Source organism: Allotamlana fucoidanivorans, assembly GCF_006265225.1.
GTDB lineage: Bacteria > Bacteroidota > Bacteroidia > Flavobacteriales > Flavobacteriaceae > Allotamlana > Allotamlana fucoidanivorans.
Genome location: NZ_VDCS01000010.1, coordinates 169318 through 187146, shown reverse-complemented (window position 1 = coordinate 187146; position 17829 = coordinate 169318). Strand labels below are relative to the sequence as shown.

At 33.9% G+C, this 17829-nt stretch carries 17 protein-coding genes and 4 tRNA genes; 18 read left to right on the top strand and 3 right to left on the bottom strand.

The annotated features are described in order from the left end of the window. Nucleotides 1–8: 8 nt before the first annotated feature. Nucleotides 9–704, bottom strand: a complete 696-nt coding sequence (locus FGF67_RS11720; protein WP_139697938.1) for a class I SAM-dependent methyltransferase — start codon at nucleotides 702–704, stop codon at nucleotides 9–11. 77 nt (nucleotides 705–781) lie between these two features. On the opposite strand from FGF67_RS11720, the gene FGF67_RS11715 reads away from it, so the two are divergent. Together FGF67_RS11715 and FGF67_RS11710 are read left to right on the top strand one after the other, a co-directional pair. Further along, nucleotides 782–1273, top strand: coding sequence for a YkgJ family cysteine cluster protein (locus FGF67_RS11715; RefSeq protein ID WP_139697937.1), 492 nt, complete (start codon nucleotides 782–784; stop codon nucleotides 1271–1273). A gap of 26 nt (nucleotides 1274–1299) precedes the next feature. Further along, the gene (locus tag FGF67_RS11710; RefSeq protein ID WP_139697936.1) at nucleotides 1300–2130 is read left to right on the top strand and encodes a sterol desaturase family protein; all 831 of its coding nucleotides are present in this window, start codon (nucleotides 1300–1302) and stop codon (nucleotides 2128–2130) included. Here FGF67_RS11710 and FGF67_RS11705 read toward each other — a convergent pair. After that, a complete protein-coding gene (locus FGF67_RS11705) occupies nucleotides 2127–3347 on the bottom strand; it encodes an exo-beta-N-acetylmuramidase NamZ family protein (protein WP_233244067.1) in 1221 nt (406 codons plus the stop codon). The genes FGF67_RS11710 and FGF67_RS11705 overlap by 4 nt on opposite strands. A gap of 20 nt (nucleotides 3348–3367) precedes the next feature. Between FGF67_RS11705 and FGF67_RS11700 the strand changes: the two genes are divergently transcribed. Together FGF67_RS11700 and FGF67_RS11695 are read left to right on the top strand one after the other, a co-directional pair. After that, nucleotides 3368–4603 carry an ABC transporter permease gene (locus FGF67_RS11700; RefSeq protein ID WP_139697934.1) on the top strand — a complete coding sequence of 412 codons (1236 nt, stop codon included), beginning with the start codon at nucleotides 3368–3370 and terminating at the stop codon, nucleotides 4601–4603. Nucleotides 4604–4822: 219 nt separating this feature from the next. After that, nucleotides 4823–7321 (top strand): beta-mannosidase, encoded by a 2499-nt coding sequence (locus FGF67_RS11695; RefSeq protein WP_233244066.1) that lies wholly within the window; start codon nucleotides 4823–4825, stop codon nucleotides 7319–7321. 52 nt (nucleotides 7322–7373) lie between these two features. Here FGF67_RS11695 and FGF67_RS11690 read toward each other — a convergent pair whose 3' ends face one another. Continuing rightward, entirely contained in the window at nucleotides 7374–7769 is a 396-nt protein-coding gene (locus tag FGF67_RS11690; RefSeq protein WP_139697932.1) for a DUF2721 domain-containing protein, read from the bottom strand. 259 nt (nucleotides 7770–8028) lie between these two features. Here FGF67_RS11690 and FGF67_RS11685 point away from each other — a divergent pair, with 259 nt between their 5' ends. The 14 genes from FGF67_RS11685 (at nucleotide 8029) to tuf (ending at nucleotide 17825) form a co-directional block, all read left to right on the top strand. Next, nucleotides 8029–9300 (top strand): DUF2851 family protein, encoded by a 1272-nt coding sequence (locus tag FGF67_RS11685; RefSeq protein ID WP_139697931.1) that lies wholly within the window; start codon nucleotides 8029–8031, stop codon nucleotides 9298–9300. 36 nt (nucleotides 9301–9336) lie between these two features. After that, the gene (locus tag FGF67_RS11680) at nucleotides 9337–9564 is read left to right on the top strand and encodes a PspC domain-containing protein (protein ID WP_139697930.1); all 228 of its coding nucleotides are present in this window, start codon (nucleotides 9337–9339) and stop codon (nucleotides 9562–9564) included. A 3-nt stretch (nucleotides 9565–9567) separates the two neighbouring features. Further along, nucleotides 9568–10593 (top strand): potassium channel family protein, encoded by a 1026-nt coding sequence (locus tag FGF67_RS11675; RefSeq protein ID WP_139697929.1) that lies wholly within the window; start codon nucleotides 9568–9570, stop codon nucleotides 10591–10593. Between the two features lie 101 nt (nucleotides 10594–10694). Beyond that, entirely contained in the window at nucleotides 10695–12317 is a 1623-nt protein-coding gene (locus FGF67_RS11670) for an alanine/glycine:cation symporter family protein (protein WP_139697928.1), read from the top strand. A 23-nt stretch (nucleotides 12318–12340) separates the two neighbouring features. Next, on the top strand, nucleotides 12341–13213 hold the full coding sequence (locus FGF67_RS11665) for a ComEA family DNA-binding protein (protein ID WP_139697927.1): 873 nt from the start codon (nucleotides 12341–12343) through the stop codon (nucleotides 13211–13213). Further along, nucleotides 13210–14376: an acyl-CoA dehydrogenase family protein gene (locus tag FGF67_RS11660; protein ID WP_139697926.1), complete on the top strand. Its 1167-nt coding sequence runs from the start codon at nucleotides 13210–13212 to the stop codon at nucleotides 14374–14376. Before FGF67_RS11665 ends, FGF67_RS11660 begins: the two co-directional genes overlap by 4 nt. An 86-nt stretch (nucleotides 14377–14462) precedes the next feature. Further along, complete coding sequence (rpsU, locus tag FGF67_RS11655; protein WP_139697925.1) at nucleotides 14463–14657, top strand: 30S ribosomal protein S21; 195 nt, start codon at nucleotides 14463–14465, stop codon at nucleotides 14655–14657. 120 nt (nucleotides 14658–14777) lie between these two features. Continuing rightward, nucleotides 14778–15668, top strand: a complete 891-nt coding sequence (locus FGF67_RS11650; RefSeq protein WP_139697924.1) for a tyrosine-type recombinase/integrase — start codon at nucleotides 14778–14780, stop codon at nucleotides 15666–15668. Nucleotides 15669–15707: 39 nt separating this feature from the next. Next, nucleotides 15708–16010 carry an HPF/RaiA family ribosome-associated protein gene (locus FGF67_RS11645; protein ID WP_139697923.1) on the top strand — a complete coding sequence of 101 codons (303 nt, stop codon included), beginning with the start codon at nucleotides 15708–15710 and terminating at the stop codon, nucleotides 16008–16010. Between the two features lie 102 nt (nucleotides 16011–16112). Beyond that, nucleotides 16113–16186: transfer RNA gene (locus FGF67_RS11640), tRNA-Thr, on the top strand. A gap of 32 nt (nucleotides 16187–16218) precedes the next feature. Continuing rightward, nucleotides 16219–16301, top strand: a tRNA-Tyr gene (locus tag FGF67_RS11635). Between the two features lie 29 nt (nucleotides 16302–16330). Next, a tRNA-Gly gene (locus FGF67_RS11630) sits at nucleotides 16331–16403 on the top strand. A gap of 90 nt (nucleotides 16404–16493) precedes the next feature. Beyond that, nucleotides 16494–16565, top strand: a tRNA-Thr gene (locus FGF67_RS11625). 72 nt (nucleotides 16566–16637) lie between these two features. Next, complete coding sequence (tuf, locus tag FGF67_RS11620; RefSeq protein WP_139697922.1) at nucleotides 16638–17825, top strand: elongation factor Tu; 1188 nt, start codon at nucleotides 16638–16640, stop codon at nucleotides 17823–17825. Nucleotides 17826–17829: the final 4 nt, after the last annotated feature.

The following is a 17829-nucleotide window of genomic DNA, read 5'->3' as shown; positions in this document are numbered from 1 at the left end:
AGAAGTCCTTAACTCAGTTTGGCTAAATAATCATAATGCTCTCCTTCTAAGACTAGTTCACAAGACAGGCCAACACTGTTACAGGCTAGTTTTAAGGTGTCAAAATCAAGGTATAACCACTTCATAGGAATGTCTTTTTCATCTTTATAGGAAATGAAATAATCCAGTTCACCATAATATCCTGCATTCATATCCAACCAAAAACCACCATCTTCATCTTCATACATGTATTTTATGTCTGAGGAATCAATTAAAATGTGTCCGTTAGGTTTTAAAATCTGTTTTAAGTGGTTGAGGTATTTCGATACAGCACCCATTTCTTGAAAAATTCCTGTGCCATTCATTAAAAGCAAAATGGTGTCAAAGCTGTCAGTTTCATCTAAAAGAGCTTTTAATTCAACGTGTTTTACACCTCTGGTTTTGGTCACCGAAACCGCACCTTCAGATATATCAATAGCTTTAACATCTATACCTTTTGATTGTAAGAATAAGGCATGACTTCCGGCACCACAACCCACATCTAATACTTTGCCTTTACATAACATTAAGGCCTTTTGTTCTAATTTAGGCATCTCATCAAATGTTCTAAATAGGTAAGGAAGTGGTAGTGTGTCTTCATCAGAAATACTAGTTTCTGTAATGAGATCTGCTGTATAGTTTTTATTCTGATAATCTAATAACGCTTTTCCAAAGAGGTCTTTCATAAGGTGTTGATTTTATGTGCTTCAGAATTAATCTTTTCAGAATTAATAATAATTTTAAAAAGAACTATTTTTGTAGCATGCAAGACATAATTAAAAATCTTCCAAAACAGGCCAAAGATAAGCATAACGAGAACAAAAAATTCTTTGCAAAACTAAAAAAGAAGCCACCTAAAAATTTAGATTACATTATGCAGGATTTGCATGATGAGGTCTTTAGTGATACAGACTGTTTAACATGTGCTAACTGCTGCAAAACAACAGGGCCGTTGTTTATAGATAAGGATGTGTCTAGATTGGCAAAACATTTTAAGTTGAAACCCCAGCAGTTTATTGATCAATATTTGAGAATAGATGAGGACAATGATTATGTATTACAGCAGGTACCTTGTGTTTTTTTAGGTGCAGATAATTATTGTTCTATTTATGAGGTTAGACCTAAAGCTTGCCGAGAATTTCCACATACCGATAGAAAGAAGTTTCAACAGATTTCTAACTTAACTTTAAAAAATGTGGCTATTTGTCCAGCCGCTTTTAATGTGGTAGAAAAAATGAAAGATCGGATAAAATAAGTACATTTAAAAAAACTTGATTCATTTTGGAAACTATTTTAAATTACTTTGAAACCATTCCACCACCTGTTCGGGCGGCAATTATAGTGGGTGGTTTAACTTTGTTTTGGGTGGTTGAAGGTATTATACCATTAAAAACGATAAAGTATAAAAAATGGAAACATGCCATACCTAATATTTTCTTTACCGTAACTACAATACTAATCAATATACCGCTGGCCTTTTTGTTTGTGATGGCATCCAATTGGGTTATGACTCATAATTTTGGAATATTAAACTGGTTGCCCGATATGCCCATAGTTTTATATGGTTTTTTGGGGATATTACTTATTGATTTTATTGGTGCTTATTTGCCACACCTCATTGAGCACAAGGTAAAACCGCTATGGATGATTCATTTGGTGCATCATTCAGATCATAATGTAGATACTACAACCGCCAATAGGCATCATCCATTAGAAAGTTTAATACGTTATGCTTTTACTTTAGCGGGAATTTTTATTATTGGAACACCTATTGGTATGGTATTGCTATATCAATCACTTTCAGTAGTCGCCACGCAGTTTAATCATGCTAACATAAAATTGCCAAAACGGCTTGATAGTATGTTAAGCTATTTTATAGTATCTCCTGATATGCATAAAGTGCATCATCATTACAGGTTGCCTTATACCGACTCTAACTACGGAAATATTTTTTCTGTTTGGGATCGTTTATTCGGAACCTATATGAAGCTCGATACCAATAACATTATTTATGGTGTAGATGTGTTTCCTGATGAAAAGAAGAATGGAAATATTATAGAACTTCTTAAGCAACCGTTTCAAAAATATCAGAAACCAACAGAGAAGCCTTAGAGGTAAATTAAATAGGGGCTTCTCATTGTTTTAAATAGGTTTAATGCTTCTTTCCAACTGTCTTTTATGGATTGTTCTGAAAGTCCCAATTCAATTTGTTTTTGCAACTCAGTGGTGCCAGCAAGTTTGGTGAAAAAGGTGTTGAAAAATTCCGAGGTGTCAGACGTGTCTTTGTAGGCTTCAATAAGCCAGGTTAAATTTAAGGCATTTAATTTTTGTGTTTGTGAAACATCTTTTCCAAAGCAAACCTTACCTTGATGTTTTGGGTATTTAGAACCTGTGTTTGACTGTGGAGTATACTGAAAAGTGTATTTTTCTGGGTTTAAATAAGGACTGCCAAACACCTGAAATTGAGTTTCGGTACCCCGTCCCGCATTCACATTGGTGCCTTCAAAAAAGCATAAACTTGGATACAGATTAATAGCTTGGTCATTGGGTAAATTAGGGCTTGGTTTAATAGGTAAAATATAGGGAAGTTGTCTGTTGTAGTTTTTAACAGGAATAACATGTAATGAGCATTTTATACTATTTGCTAACCAGCCTTCACCATTAATCATCTTGGCGTATTCTCCAATGGTCATGCCGTGAACCACTGGTATAGGATGCATACCCACAAAACTTTTATGAGCCGTTTTTAAAACAGGGCCGTCAATATAATGCCCATTAGGGTTGGGTCTGTCTAGAATTAGAACAGGAATGTCTTGTTCGGCGCAAGCTTCCATAACATAATGAAGTGATGAAATGTAGGTGTAAAATCGGGCACCAACATCCTGAATATCAAAAATGACGAGGTCTAAATCAGCAAGTTGACTTTCAGAAGGCTTTTTGTTTTTTCCATATAAAGAAATAATAGGCAGGTTTGTTTTGGTATCAATACCATCTTTTACAGCTTCGCCAGCATCAGCTTGTCCTCTAAATCCATGTTCAGGGGCAAATACTTTTTTTACATTGATGTTTAAATCTATTAAAGAATCTACTAGATGAGTATATTGATGGTTAGTTTTGAAAATAACGGATGTTTGATTGGCAACGATACCAATGCGTTTAGTTTGTAGCAAAGGTAAATAGGTAGCCGTTTGATTGGCACCCACAATAATAGGCGTTACCTCATGCGTCTTTTTATTATTTACGGGTATTGTGTCACTGCTTTCATGTTTCATTTTAGAAGCACATGAAATCATTGCTAAAACAAATAATAAAACTGTATTTTTGACCATATTTAACTGCATAGATAAAATTGAATTACGAGTTTTTTATAGCTAAACGCATTATAGGTAGTAAAGCGTATAAAAGTAGTATATCGGCACCAATAATAAAAATTGGTATTGCCGCTATAGCTATCGGTATTGTCGTGATGATGGTAGCTATTGCTACCGGGATAGGATTGCAACAAAAAATACGAGATAAAGTTGTGGCGTTTAATGGTCATGTTGTTATTACTAATTATGATAGCAACAATTCACTTGAAAGTATATTCCCAATATCTAAGGAGCAAGAGTTTTACCCCGAATTTAAAACTGTTGAAGGGGTTAAACACATTCAGGCTGTAGCCTCTAAGTTTGGCGTAATTAGAACAACCACCGATTTTGAAGGTGCTTATCTTAAAGGTGTTGGAGCAGATTATGATTGGGATTTTTTTAAAGAATTTTTAATAGCAGGTAGGTTGCCCGATTATACAAATAAGCGAAATGAAGACGTACTTGTTTCTGAATATCTGGCTAATAGATTAGGTTTTAAGGTTCATGATACCTTTCAAATGGTATTTGCAAAAGATGATCCTGAAAAATTACCCAACATCATTACATACAATATTGTTGGAATATATAATTCGGGCTTTCAAGATTTTGATGCCAGTTATGTTATAGGAGATATTCGGCATTTACAACGTATTAACCGATGGGAGAACAATCAAGTTGGCAGCTTTGAAGTTTTTATAGAAGATTATGATGACCTTGAAACCAAAGGAAAGGAGATTTATCAAAACACACCATCAACCTTAAACACACAAACCATTGAAGATAAATACTATTCCATTTTTGAATGGATAAAGATATTTGATAAAAATATTTACGGAATTATTGGTATCATGATTTTAATTGCGGGTATCAATATGATTACTGCTTTGTTGGTTTTAATCTTAGAGCGTACGCAAATGATAGGTATTTTAAAAGCCTTAGGAAGTAATAATTGGAGTATTAGAAAGTTGTTTTTGTATAATGCCTCTTATTTAATTTTATTGGGTTTGTTTTGGGGAAATGTTTTGGGGCTTGGTATTTTATTTGTGCAAAAATATTTAAAATTGTTTCAGCTAGACCCTAGTGTATATTATGTAACTGAAGCCCCCGTTTATATAAGTTTCTGGTATATACTATGTTTAAATATAGGAACGTTAGTGCTATGTGTATTAATGCTTTTACTGCCATCATACATAGTAACCAAAATTTCGCCTGTAAAAGCTATTAGATTCACTTAAGGTTTAGTTCAATTTATACAGTACTATATAAGAAATTTTTATTTGTTAAAAATTCTTTATGCAGGTGCTGTTGTTTCTTGTGTAAATATTTTATCATTGTTTATACATGAATTTTGTTTTCATATTTGAAATTAGTTTCATAAATGATTATATTTGTGGCAAAATACTTGTTTTATGTTTCTAAAAAATAAATACTCTACAAATTACAAAAAGCTAATAATGGGAGTATTCATCTTTTGTCTGCTGTCTACTATGTTACAGGCTCAGCCCAATACGATGATTTCCCATACTGAAAACAGCCAATTGATAAGAGATTTAAGTGGTGTGAAATGGACCATGAAAATGATGCTTCCTGGTGAAGGAGTAAAAATGGGACTCCCTCAATTACCACCAGAGGATATTGAAACATTAGTATGGAATTATGCTAAAGTGCCAGGAGATGTGTATACTGATTTGTGGAAAGCTGGTGTTATTGAAGATCCTTATTTTGGGAGAAACAGTGTTAAAGCACAATGGGTACAGCAATATGAGTGGTGGTATGCACACCAGTTTCATGTAAGCGAACCTGTAGATAATAAGGTTGTAAAAATTGTTTTTGAAGGCGTAGATTATGCATGTGATGTATGGTTAAACGGGCATTATTTAGGAAGACATGAAGGAGCCTTTTCTGGTTTTTCGTTTGATGTTACTAACTATTTAAGAGTATCTAAAAAACGACTCTCAAGTACTAATATGCTTATGATAAAGTTAGATCCTCCACCACGTGTCAATGCTTTGGTAGCGGGAAAGAAAACGCCTTGGTTTGGAGATTATTGGCGTGATTTAGTTCCGTTTGGAATTATCCGTCCTGTAAAAATGATATCTACAGGGAAAGTGCGTTTTGATGATGTATATGCTAATACTTCTATTAATAAAGATAATTCAGCCGATGTTAGTTTAGAACTTACAGTAGAAAATACCGAATCTTCTGCAAAAAATATGAATTTTGTAGCATCTTTAGAAGGGAAGAATTTTTCTTCAAAAGTAAAAACAGTGACGTTCTCAGCATTGGTTGAACCAGGAATACATAAAGTTACACACAATATTCATTTAGATAATCCTAAATTATGGTGGCCTTGGGATATGGGGAAACCTAATTTATATAAAGCTAGAATTTCTTTAAAGGAAGGAAAATTTAATCAAGATTTCAAAGAAATTACTTTTGGTATAAGGGAAGTTACCTCAAAATGGAATCCAGGATTTAAAAAGGATGTTGATGTGTCCTTTCCAAGGTCAACATATATAAATGGTAAGTTTCATTTTATTCGTTCGGCGTGTTGGGGAGGGCCACCAGATATTTTTGTAGGTAGAACGTCAATTGAAGAATATAAAACACTCATTCAGTTAGCTAAAGATGCTAACATGAATAATATTAGGATATTTGGTTGGCATCCTCCAGAGATTCCTGAATTTTATCAATATTGTGATGAAATGGGGATTACAGTTTGGCAAGATATGATTCCTTTAGGAACGGGTAATATTCCTGATAAGGAAGAAGAGTTGGCTGAGATTTTTAATGAAGGTGTGCGTGTAGTTAAAGAGCGTAGAAATCATCCATCATTGATTATGATGGAAGGTGGAGAAGAAATGCTATTAAGAACCAGAGACGCAAAATTTGGTAGAGAATTTCTAGAACGACTTGGAGACTCGCTTCAGGCTTATGTTGATTTACCGTATGTGCCAGATTCTCCGCTAACTTGTGAGGTGTCTCAAGAGGCTGGGTTTAAACCCAAGGAAGCGGTTCATGCCTTAAGATATTTTTATGACATGGGGAGTTTTTTACATGAAGATTGGTTGAAAACCATGGAATTTCCAATTGTACCAGAGTTTGCTATTACTTCGGTACCATCAATTGAAAGTTTAAAGAAGTTTATTCCAGAAGATGAATTATGGACACCTGGGTTAAGCTGGGGGCACCATTGGGCAGATTTAGTACGATTAAGAATGCAAAATTGGGATGTGTTTGGTGATGAAAAAATAGGATCCCTTGAAGAATTTGTTAATGCTTCCCAAGACACACAAGGTATAATATTTCAAAACGGTATAGAATATTTTAGAAGACAAAAACCTAGCTTGAGTGGTATTGCACTGTGTCATTTTATAACGTATTGGCCAGATATGAAATGGGGTATTGTTGATAATTATCAAGAACCTAAACGATCTTATGATTTTGTTAAGAAAGCCTATCAACCTTTGTTGATTAACCTGTCGTTTGAAAAAAGAAGATGGAGTAAAAATGAAGCTTTTAAAGGCGAATTATGGGTGGTGAATGATTTGTTTGAAGATTTTAAAAACTGCCAAGCTAGTATAATTTTTAAAGATAATCATGGTAAATTATTAAAAGAAGAAACATTCAAAATTGGTACGGTAAAAGCAAATAGTGCCAAAAAGTTTGAAACCATATCGGCAGATGTTTTAAAGCAAGTTGATGAAAAAGTATTGGTCGAATTAAAATTAGTTAATAAAAAAGGAGAGATTCTATCAGAAAATGATTACTTTTTCTTAATAGGCGACCAAAAAGAAGCTACAAAAATGTTTCAAAAAATGAGAGATGAACGACGCGTTTTAGAGACTGAGTTTGGTTATGGCAACTACTATCGTTTTTTTGATGAATTCACAGGAGGTAAAACTTATGATAGTGGTGTCAATGTGCCTAGAGCAAGAGATTACGGAAATTGATTTCCGATTAATAAAACTATTACGAGTTATAAAGAGAAGGGATGGTGTTTTACTATCCCTTTTCAATATCACTAATATGATGTTCTAGCGCTTTTACTGAAATTTGAATTTCTCTAATTAACAATGCTAAGGAGATGATTAGTAAAATTAAGGCCAAACCAAATATCCAAACGGCTATGAGATGCTGTTCAATATAAATCAAAAACATGGTTAAAACACAAAGTAACAGACTCGAAATACCTGCAATTTGCATGGATCGAATTAAATATAGGCGTTTCTTTAAGTTCTTTATTTGTCGCATAAGTGTTTCATCATGCTTTTGAAGATATTTGTCATGTAAGTTTCTAATCACGCTAGCATAGGCTAAAAATCTATTGGTATAGGCTAGCATAATTAAAGAAATAGCTGAAAATAAAAGAGCTGGCGTTGTAAGAGTTAATGCTTCCATTGGGGTGCTTTGTTTTCGTATTACAAATATAAAAAGATTATAGTGGTTAAGCTTTTTATCGCCTTATTGAAAAATATTTTGTAAAAAAACCGTCTAAAAAAAGGCAGTATCTTAACTTCTAACATTGCTAAAATCAGTATTTTTTTTGTAATTAAGAGCTCATTAACTTCGCTTTTAGTCTATTTCAGTGATAACTTCTTTTATATTACTTGAATAAACTTAGATTTTTCATTTTCTTTATTGTTTTTATTTTTATGGTATGCAAGAAGACTTTTTACACTATATATGGAAACATAAAAAAGTTCAATTAACAAATTTAAAAACCACAAGAGGTGAGAATATTACCATCAATGCGGTTGGACAGTATAACCAAAATTCGGGGCCTGATTTTTTTAATGCTCAAGTTAGAATAGCAAACCAACTATGGGCAGGTAATGTTGAAATTCATGTAAAATCATCTGATTGGTTTTTGCATAACCATGAAACAGATCAAGCGTATGATAATGTGATTTTGCATGTAGTTTGGGAACACGATATTGATGTATTTAGAAAAGATAATTCTGTGATTCCAACCCTAGAGTTAAGCCATATTGTAAACCAAGATATATTAGGAACCTACAATAAACTTTTTATAAATAATAGCAAATGGATTAATTGTGAAGACTCGTTTGCTCGCGTTGATGATTTTGTGGTTGATAATTGGTTAGAAAGATTGTATGTAGAACGCTTAGAACGAAAATCGAGCACTATTGAAAATATTTTAAAAACAACAAAGAATGACTGGGAAGCAGTTTTGTTTCAAATGCTGTGCAAGAATTTTGGGTTAAAAGTTAATGGTGAGGCTTTTTTTAGTTTGGGGCAATCTTTTAGGTTTTCCATCGTTAGAAAAACTAGGTCTAATATAATGCAATTGGAGGCATTATTATTTGGGCAAGCAGGGTTGCTTGAAGGAGATTTTGAAAATGCTTATTTTGAAAACCTTAAAAAGGATTACGCATTTTTAAAACAAAAGTTTCATATTGAAAATTCAACAGTTTTACCAATACATTTTTTCAGATTGAGACCGTCAAATTTTCCTACCATTCGGTTGTCTCAATTAACAAATCTTTATCATCTGCAGGATAATTTGTTTTCAAAGGTAATAGAGGCAAAAAATATAGATGATATTTATAAACTTTTTAAAGTGAATACATCTAAGTTCTGGGAGGCACATTATACTTTTCAAAAAAGCTCAAAGCCTACGGTAAAGTCGCTCTCAAAATCATTTATTGATTTGTTAGTGATTAATACAATCATTCCTATTAAGTTTTGGTATGCCATGAAACAAGGAGAACTGGCTGAAACATCTATTTTCAATCTGGCTAAATCTATGCCTTCGGAAAAAAATAATATTATAAAAGCATTTAATGAGTTAAAACAAATAGCGCATTCATCTTTTGAATCTCAAGCCTTAATTCAGCTTAAAACCGTCTACTGCGCTAAACATAAATGTTTAGAGTGTGCTATTGGAAATCAACTTTTAAGTGAATAAACTTTTAAACAAATAAAGTAAGTGTTAAATTGCGGCATGAACGTTATTTACAAGCCATTATTATTTTTTCAAAAACATGGATATTATGTTTGTCAGCGTATTGCCGACAGGTTAGGTATTCGGGCAAAGGTGGTACGTACATCTTTTATGTACTTAACCTTTGTAACTGTTGGTTTTGGTTTCGCGTTATATTTGTTTTTAGCATTCTGGATGCGGATAAAAGATTTAGTTTATACCAAACGTTCATCTGTTTTTGACCTGTAATTTATGAATCCATTAATAAGATTTTTTCGAACAAAAATATATACTGCGCTATTTTTGCTGGTTGTTATTTTGCTTGTTGGAGTAATTGGGTACGTTTTTATTTCTGAGTATACCTGGATTGATGCGCTTTATATGACAGTGATTACCATGACGACTGTTGGGTTTAGTGAAGTGGTGCCTCTAGATGATGAATCTAAGATTTTTACCATATTTTTGATTTTGGCAAGTGTAGTTATTGTAGGGTATGCTTTATCTATTATCACAGAATATATTTTGAGCAAAAATGATATTGAAGAACTAAAACAAAAAAAGATGCAAAAACTTATAGATGCTTTTAAAAATCATATTGTTATTTGTGGCTATGGGAGAAACGGAAAGCAGGCTGCAAGAAAACTTGCTGCTTACAAAAAACCCTTTGTAGTTATTGAAAAAAATAGAGAAATGGAAGGTCGCTTACAAATAGACAATGTTCCTTATGTGATTGGCAATGCAAATGAAGATGAAATACTTATGGCAGCTGGTGTTAATAGAGCTTCTTGTTTTATTTCAGCGCTCCCAAATGATGCCGATAACTTGTTCGTAGTGCTTTCAACAAGGCAACTCAATGATAAAATCAATATAATTAGTAGAGCTTCAAATGAATCTTCTTATGATAAGCTAAAATTTGCAGGAGCTAATAACGTTATTTTGCCAGATAAAATAGGTGGTGATCATATGGCTTCTTTGGTTGTAGTACCGGGATTGATGGAATTTATAGATAATTTGTCTATTGTAGGTAAATCAGATATAAATATTGAAGAAGTGGCCGTTGAAAAACTTTATAGTTCAAAAGATACTAAAACAATTAAAGATTTAGATTTAAGAAGAAAAACGGGGTGTACTGTTATTGGTTACAAAGATGGCAATGGTCAATATATCGTAAATCCTGAGGCTGAAATGAAATTGGAATTAAATTCTAAGATTATTGTTTTAGGAAGGCCAGAACAAATAGAAGCTTTGAATAGCATTTACAATATTGATTCGGTTTAGGCCATTTTAACAAGCAATGTTTTATAAAATCATTTTTTTTTAGCATCTTGCCCGACTTACACATGACAATTGTTTGATATCTTAAAAACTAAAACTTTCTTATGAAGAAATATTTTCTTTCATTATTTACTTTAATAGCACCATTTTTAACATTTGCAAAGGAATCAACCCCAGAAAAAATTGACCGCGTTTTTAAAGACTATACGGGGTGGTTTGTAGAAGGCATATTTTATGAAATTCCATTTTCTGAAACAGTTAAAGTGCCTTGGGTATTAATAGTTTTAGTAGGTGGTGCTTTGTTTTTTACTATTTTTTTTAAGTTTATAAACATTACAGGTTTTAAAACGGCTATTAGAGTAGTTCAAGGAAAATATGAAGATATTGAAAAGCATGGAGCCGATACGTTATATGGAGATCAAACACCAAATGAAGATGAGAATATCATTGAAACCTTAAGGGATGATAGTGCCCATGGCGAGGTGTCTCATTTTCAAGCTCTAACCGCAGCATTGTCAGCTACAGTTGGTTTAGGAAACATTGCAGGAGTAGCAGTAGCGCTTTCTATTGGTGGTCCTGGCGCTACGTTTTGGATGATTCTTGCAGGTTTTATAGGGATGGCCTCTAAGTTTGCAGAATGCACTTTAGGGGTTAAATATCGCGATGTGGCTAAAGATGGTACAGTATATGGTGGACCTATGTATTACCTAACCAAAGGGTTTAGAGAGAAAAACATGGGCGGTTTTGGAAAAGTGTTGGCTGTGTTGTTTGCTATTTTTGTTATTGGGGGGTCCTTTGGAGGGGGAAATATGTTTCAAGCAAATCAAGCGGCTGCTCAGTTTATTAAGTTGTTTGAACTTGAAAGCTCAAACGCTAGATTGTATTTTGGTATTGTTATGGCTATTTTAGTGGCTGTGGTGATAATTGGAGGAATTAAAAGAATAGCAGCCGTAACCGAAAAGGTAGTGCCTTTTATGGCTGGTATTTATGTGCTTGCAGCCTTAGTTATTTTAGGGGCCAATTGGCATTTAATTGATGATGCCTTTGCTTTAATTTTTGAAGGAGCATTTTCTGGTTTAGGAATAGCAGGTGGTTTAATTGGGGTTATGATTCAAGGCATTCGTAGAGGAGCTTTTTCTAATGAAGCTGGTGTTGGTAGTGCCGCTATTGCTCACTCTGCGGTACGAACAACCTATCCTGCCAGTGAAGGAATTGTAGCATTATTAGAGCCTTTTGTTGATACGGTTGTAATTTGTACAATGACAGCTTTGGTGATTGTTATTACCAACTTTGATGGTAGTTTTATGGAGTACGGTGTACCTATTAAAGAAGGGGTTGAACTTACAGCAACGGCTTTTGATTCGGTTATACCACACTTTTCTATCGTGTTAACAGTGGCCGTAATTCTATTTGCGTTTTCAACCATGATTTCTTGGTCTTACTATGGTATGCAAGGTTGGGTGTTTTTATTCGGAAAAGGAAAGGTTAGTGACTTAGTCTATAAACTATTATTTTTATTATTCGTGGTTATAGGTTCTTCAATAAGTCTTGGTGCTGTAATTGATTTCTCTGATGCCATGATTTTTGCCATGGTTGTACCAAATATTATTGGTGTGGTGATATTGTCTCCAATAATTAAGCGAGAATTATCGAAGTATATGGATGCTATAAATGTTAAACATGAAGCTTTAGAGGAAGGGGCTGAGGATTTAACAAAACATATGTAACATAACTTTAAAAACATAAGTCTATGAAATCCCATTTTCAGTTTTCTAAAAAACAACGTCATGGGATTTTTTTATTGCTCATACTTATTGTTTTATTTCAATGTTTGTATTTTTTCATAAGCGCGCCCTTAGAACCACTAGTTGTAAATGAGGAAGCCTTATTACTGTTTGAAAAAGAGGTGGATTCTTTAAGACAACTTGAAATAAAAGAAAAATCGACAGAAATAACGCCTTTCAATCCTAACTTTATTACAGACTATAAAGGGTATGTTTTGGGGATGTCTAATGTGGAGATTGATAGGTTGTTGCAATTCAGAAAAGACAATAAATGGATTAATTCTTCCAAACAATTTCAAGAGGTAACTCAAGTATCAGATTCGTTATTAGAAGTGCTCTCACCCTATTTTAAATTTCCTGAATGGATTAATAATTCTAGTATTAAAAAAGCATCAGCAAAGAACACGTCTAGAATAACGTATCAAAAGAAAGATTTAAATCAGGCCACAGCAGGTGAACTTCAGGTTGTGAATGGGGTAGGAGAAGTGCTTTCTAATAGAATTATCAAATTCAGAAACAGGTTTAAAGGTGGTTTTGCCGATGAGGTTGAACTTTATGAGGTGTATGATTTATCACCAGAGGTTATTCAAAGCATATTGAAAGTATTTGAGTTAAAAACCCCAAGAAGCATCAAGACGTTTAATATTAATACCATTACGGTAAATCAATTGGTAACAATTCCTTATATAGATTATGAATTGGCGCATCAAATCATAGAACAACGCCAATTAAAAGAAGGGTATAATTCAATTGATGAATTGCAAAAAGTAAAAGGCTTTCCTGTAAATAAAATAGATATAATTAAATTATATTTGCATCTTGAAAAAGAAACTAGATGAATAACATGTACTTCACTGAAGAGCATAACCTGTTTAGAAAAAGCCTTCAGGATTTTTTAAAAAAAGAAGTTTTACCGCACATTGATAAATGGGAGAAAACGGGAACTATTGATAGATTTATTTGGAAGAAGTTTGGTGACATGGGTTTTTTTGGGATTAACTATCCTGAGGCCTATGGAGGTTTAAATCTTGATCTTTTTTACACGGTTATTTTACAAGAGGAGCTTCAAAAAATAAATTCAGGCGGGTTTGCGGCGGCCATTTGGGCACATGTTTATTTAGCTATGACGCACCTTAATGCGGAAGGAGATGAAGCTATTAAACAAAACTATTTGGCACCAAGTATTGCTGGTGATAAGATAGGTTGTTTATGTATCTCTGAGCCATCGGGAGGTAGTGATGTTGCAGGGATGCGTACTACAGCCGTGAAGATTGATGATCATTATGTGATTAATGGGGCTAAAACCTTTATTACCAATGGGGTGTATAGTGACTATTTAGTAGTGGCCGCAAAAACGAGTCCTGAGCAAGGTAATAAGGGAATGAGTATTTTTGTTGTAGATAGAGATACGCCAGGTATCACGGCAACCAAATTAGATAAATTGGGTTGGAGAGCTTCAGATACAGCAGAGATTGCTTTTGATAATGTTAAGGTGCCAGTCACTAACTTGTTAGGTCAAGAAAATGAGGGGTTTGCATATATAATGCAGCATTTTGCGCTAGAGCGTTTAGTAATGGGTGTTAATGCCCACGCAAGAGCAGAATATGCTCTCGATTATGCCTTACAATATATGTCTGAAAGAAAAACATTTGGTAAATCTTTAGATATGTATCAAGCCTTAAGACATAAATATGTGGATTTATATTCAGATATGGAGGTGTGCAAGCAGTTTAATTACTCGGTTGTATTTAGATTAAATAAGGGGGAATATGTAGTTAAAGAAGCCACTATGTCTAAATTGAAATCAACAAAGATGGCTGATGAGGTTATTTATGAATGTTTACAGTTCTTAGGTGGTTATGGCTATATGGAAGATTATCCTTTAGCAAGACTGCTTCGAGATAGTAGGTTAGGGCCTATTGGCGGGGGAACTTCAGAGATTCTAAGAGAAATACTTTCAAAGATTATTATTGACAAAAAATCTTATAAGCCAGCAACATAAAAAAAAAATATTTTTTTTGTTTAAAATTAAAGATTGTTTTTATATTTGCGGCCTGAAAATTCTAAAAGAGAGGAGGTTAAGACACTATGTTGATAATTCCAGTAAAAGACGGAGAAAATATAGATAGAGCGTTGAAACGTTACAAACGTAAGTTTGTAAGAACCACTATCAAGAATCAATTGCAAGAGCGTAAGTATTACACTAAGCCTTCAGTGGTGCGCAGAGCACAGGTTCAAAAAGCACAATATATCCAATCGTTGAGAGACGCAGAGGAAGTATAGTAAATACAAAGCAAAATTAAAATCCCGCATTATGCGGGATTTTTTTTGATTCAATTTTCCTTAAAAGATTGTATTTTTACTCATCACGCTTATGAATTAAAATAACACTTTCCTTTGTATATGACGTTTAAGCCTTTCTTAGATTATTTGTTGTTAGAGAAAAATTACTCTCGCCTTACTGTAGTGGCCTATGAAAATGATTTAAACGAGTTTTTAGAGTTTATGCAAAATGAGTATGAGGTAAATGGTTTAGAAGAAATACATTATACGCAAATAAGAAGTTGGATTGTATTGTTGGTAGAAAAGGGTTTAGTAAACCGGAGCATTAATAGGAAAATATCAAGTTTAAATAGCTATTATAAGTTTTTATTAAAAACAGGCGATATTAAAGTAAACCCATTGTCAAAACACAAAGCGCTAAAAACAAGTAAAAAAGTGCAAACACCTTTTTCTGAACATGAAATAGAAACCGTTCTGGAGGTATTAAATTCAAGAAACGATTTTGAAAGTGTTAGAAATCTAACTATTATTGAGTTATTCTATTCAACAGGAATACGACGCACTGAGCTGGTTGAACTTAAAATGTCTAGTTTTGATTTAAATAATAAAACCCTTAAGGTTTTAGGTAAGCGAAATAAGGAACGTCTCATTCCATTATTAAATACAGTGGTTGAAAACATACGTAAGTATTTGGTTTTCAGGAATGATTTGGATAGTGTTGTTGACGAGGATTATTTTTTTTTAACAAAAAAAGGCAGGAAAATTTATGAAACACTTGTTTACAGAATAATAAATGAGTATTTTAGTTTAGCATCTACAAAGGTAAAAAAGAGTCCTCATATTTTAAGACACTCTTTTGCTACGCATTTGTTAAACCAAGGTGCCGATTTAAATGCTGTTAAAGAACTTTTAGGACATTCAAGTTTAGCTGCCACCCAGGTTTACACCCACAATAGTATAGCAGAATTGAAACAAGTGCATATTAATGCGCATCCTAGAGGTAAGGAATAGTATTGTTGATTTATTGTCTAACTAAAAAATATTAGGAGTATGAAAGTAAACACCCAATCAATTAATTTTAATGCTGATAAGAAATTAATCACATTCATTCAAAAACGTATGGATAAGTTGGATTTGTTTTACGACAAGGTAATTAAATCTGATGTGTATTTAAAAGTAGAAAATACAAGTGAAAAAGAGAATAAAATATTTGAGGCAAGGGTAAGTGTTCCAGGAGATAGTTTTGTGGTAAAAAAACAATGTAAAACCTTTGAAGAAGGAGCAGATATGGCTGTAGCCTCACTTGAAAGACAGTTAATAAAGCGAAAAGAAAAATTAAGAACGCATTTATAACAAAAATTTGTTAAAATATGTTTTGAATAAAATAAAAAATATATACATTTGCAGTCCGTTAGAAATAGCGGGCTTTTTTTATATGTAAAAAAGGTAAGAAAAGCCGATATAGCTCAGCTGGCTAGAGCAGCTGATTTGTAATCAGCAGGTCGTGGGTTCGAGTCCCTCTATCGGCTCAAGTTCTTAAGAAATATTGATAAAATTCATTGGGGAGATACTCAAGCGGCCAACGAGGACAGACTGTAAATCTGTTGGTTTTTACCTTCGCAGGTTCGAATCCTGCTCTCCCCACTAAAATTGAAGTTTGAATTTTAAAATTTGCGGGAGTAGCTCAGTTGGTAGAGCGTCAGCCTTCCAAGCTGAATGTCGCCGGTTCGAACCCGGTCTCCCGCTCTAAATTCCTGCGAAGGCAGGAATCTCTTCTTTCAATTAATTGGTCTTAATATATAAGGCTTTTGAGAGAATAGGAAATAAAAACTTTACGCCGGTGTAGCTCAGGGGTAGAGCGTTTCCTTGGTAAGGAAGAGGTCACGAGTTCAAATCTCGTCATTGGCTCTAATATATTAGAGGTAAAAAACAGAGTACACTAATATTATTATATAACTAAGATTAAAATTATTAAAAAACATGGCAAAGGCAACTTTTGATCGTTCAAAACCACACTTAAATATTGGTACAATTGGACACGTAGATCACGGTAAAACAACTTTAACTGCTGCTATTACTAAAGTATTAGCTGATGCAGGTTTATCTGAAGCAAAAGACTTCGATCAAATTGATAACGCTCCTGAAGAGAAAGAAAGAGGTATTACAATTAATACATCTCACGTAGAATATCAAACAGCTAACCGTCACTATGCTCACGTTGACTGTCCAGGTCACGCGGATTACGTTAAGAACATGGTAACTGGTGCTGCTCAAATGGATGGTGCTATCTTAGTGGTTGCTGCTACTGATGGTCCTATGCCACAAACTCGTGAGCATATCTTATTAGGTCGTCAAGTAGGTATTCCTCGTATCGTTGTTTTCTTAAACAAAGTTGATATGGTTGATGATGAAGAGCTTTTAGAGTTAGTAGATATGGAAGTAAGAGATCTATTAAACTTCTATGAGTACGATGGAGATAATGGTCCTGTAATTTCAGGTTCAGCTTTAGGTGCACTTAACGGTGAGCAAAAATGGGTTGATACTGTAATGGAGTTAATGGATGCTTGTGATAACTGGATTGAAGAGCCTGTACGTGATATGGATAAGCCTTTCTTAATGCCTATCGAAGACGTATTCTCTATTACTGGTCGTGGTACTGTAGCAACTGGTCGTATTGAAACTGGTGTAGCTAAAACTGGAGATCCTGTTGAAATCATTGGTATGGGAGCTGAGAAGTTAACTTCTACTATCACTGGTATTGAGATGTTCCGTCAAATATTAGATAGAGGTGAAGCTGGTGATAACGCTGGTATCTTATTAAGAGGTATTGAGAAAACTCAAATCTCTAGAGGTATGGTAATCACTAAGCCTGGTTCTGTAACTCCTCACGCTAAATTTAAAGCAGAGGTTTATATCTTGAAAAAAGAAGAGGGTGGTCGTCATACGCCTTTCCACAATAACTACCGTCCACAGTTCTACGTACGTACAACTGATGTAACTGGTAACATTTCTTTACCTGATGGAGTTGAGATGGTTATGCCAGGAGATAACTTAACTATTACTGTTGAGTTAATTCAGCCAATTGCAATGAACGTAGGTTTACGTTTCGCTATCCGTGAAGGAGGTAGAACAGTTGGTGCTGGTCAGGTAACTGAAATTTTAGACTAATACA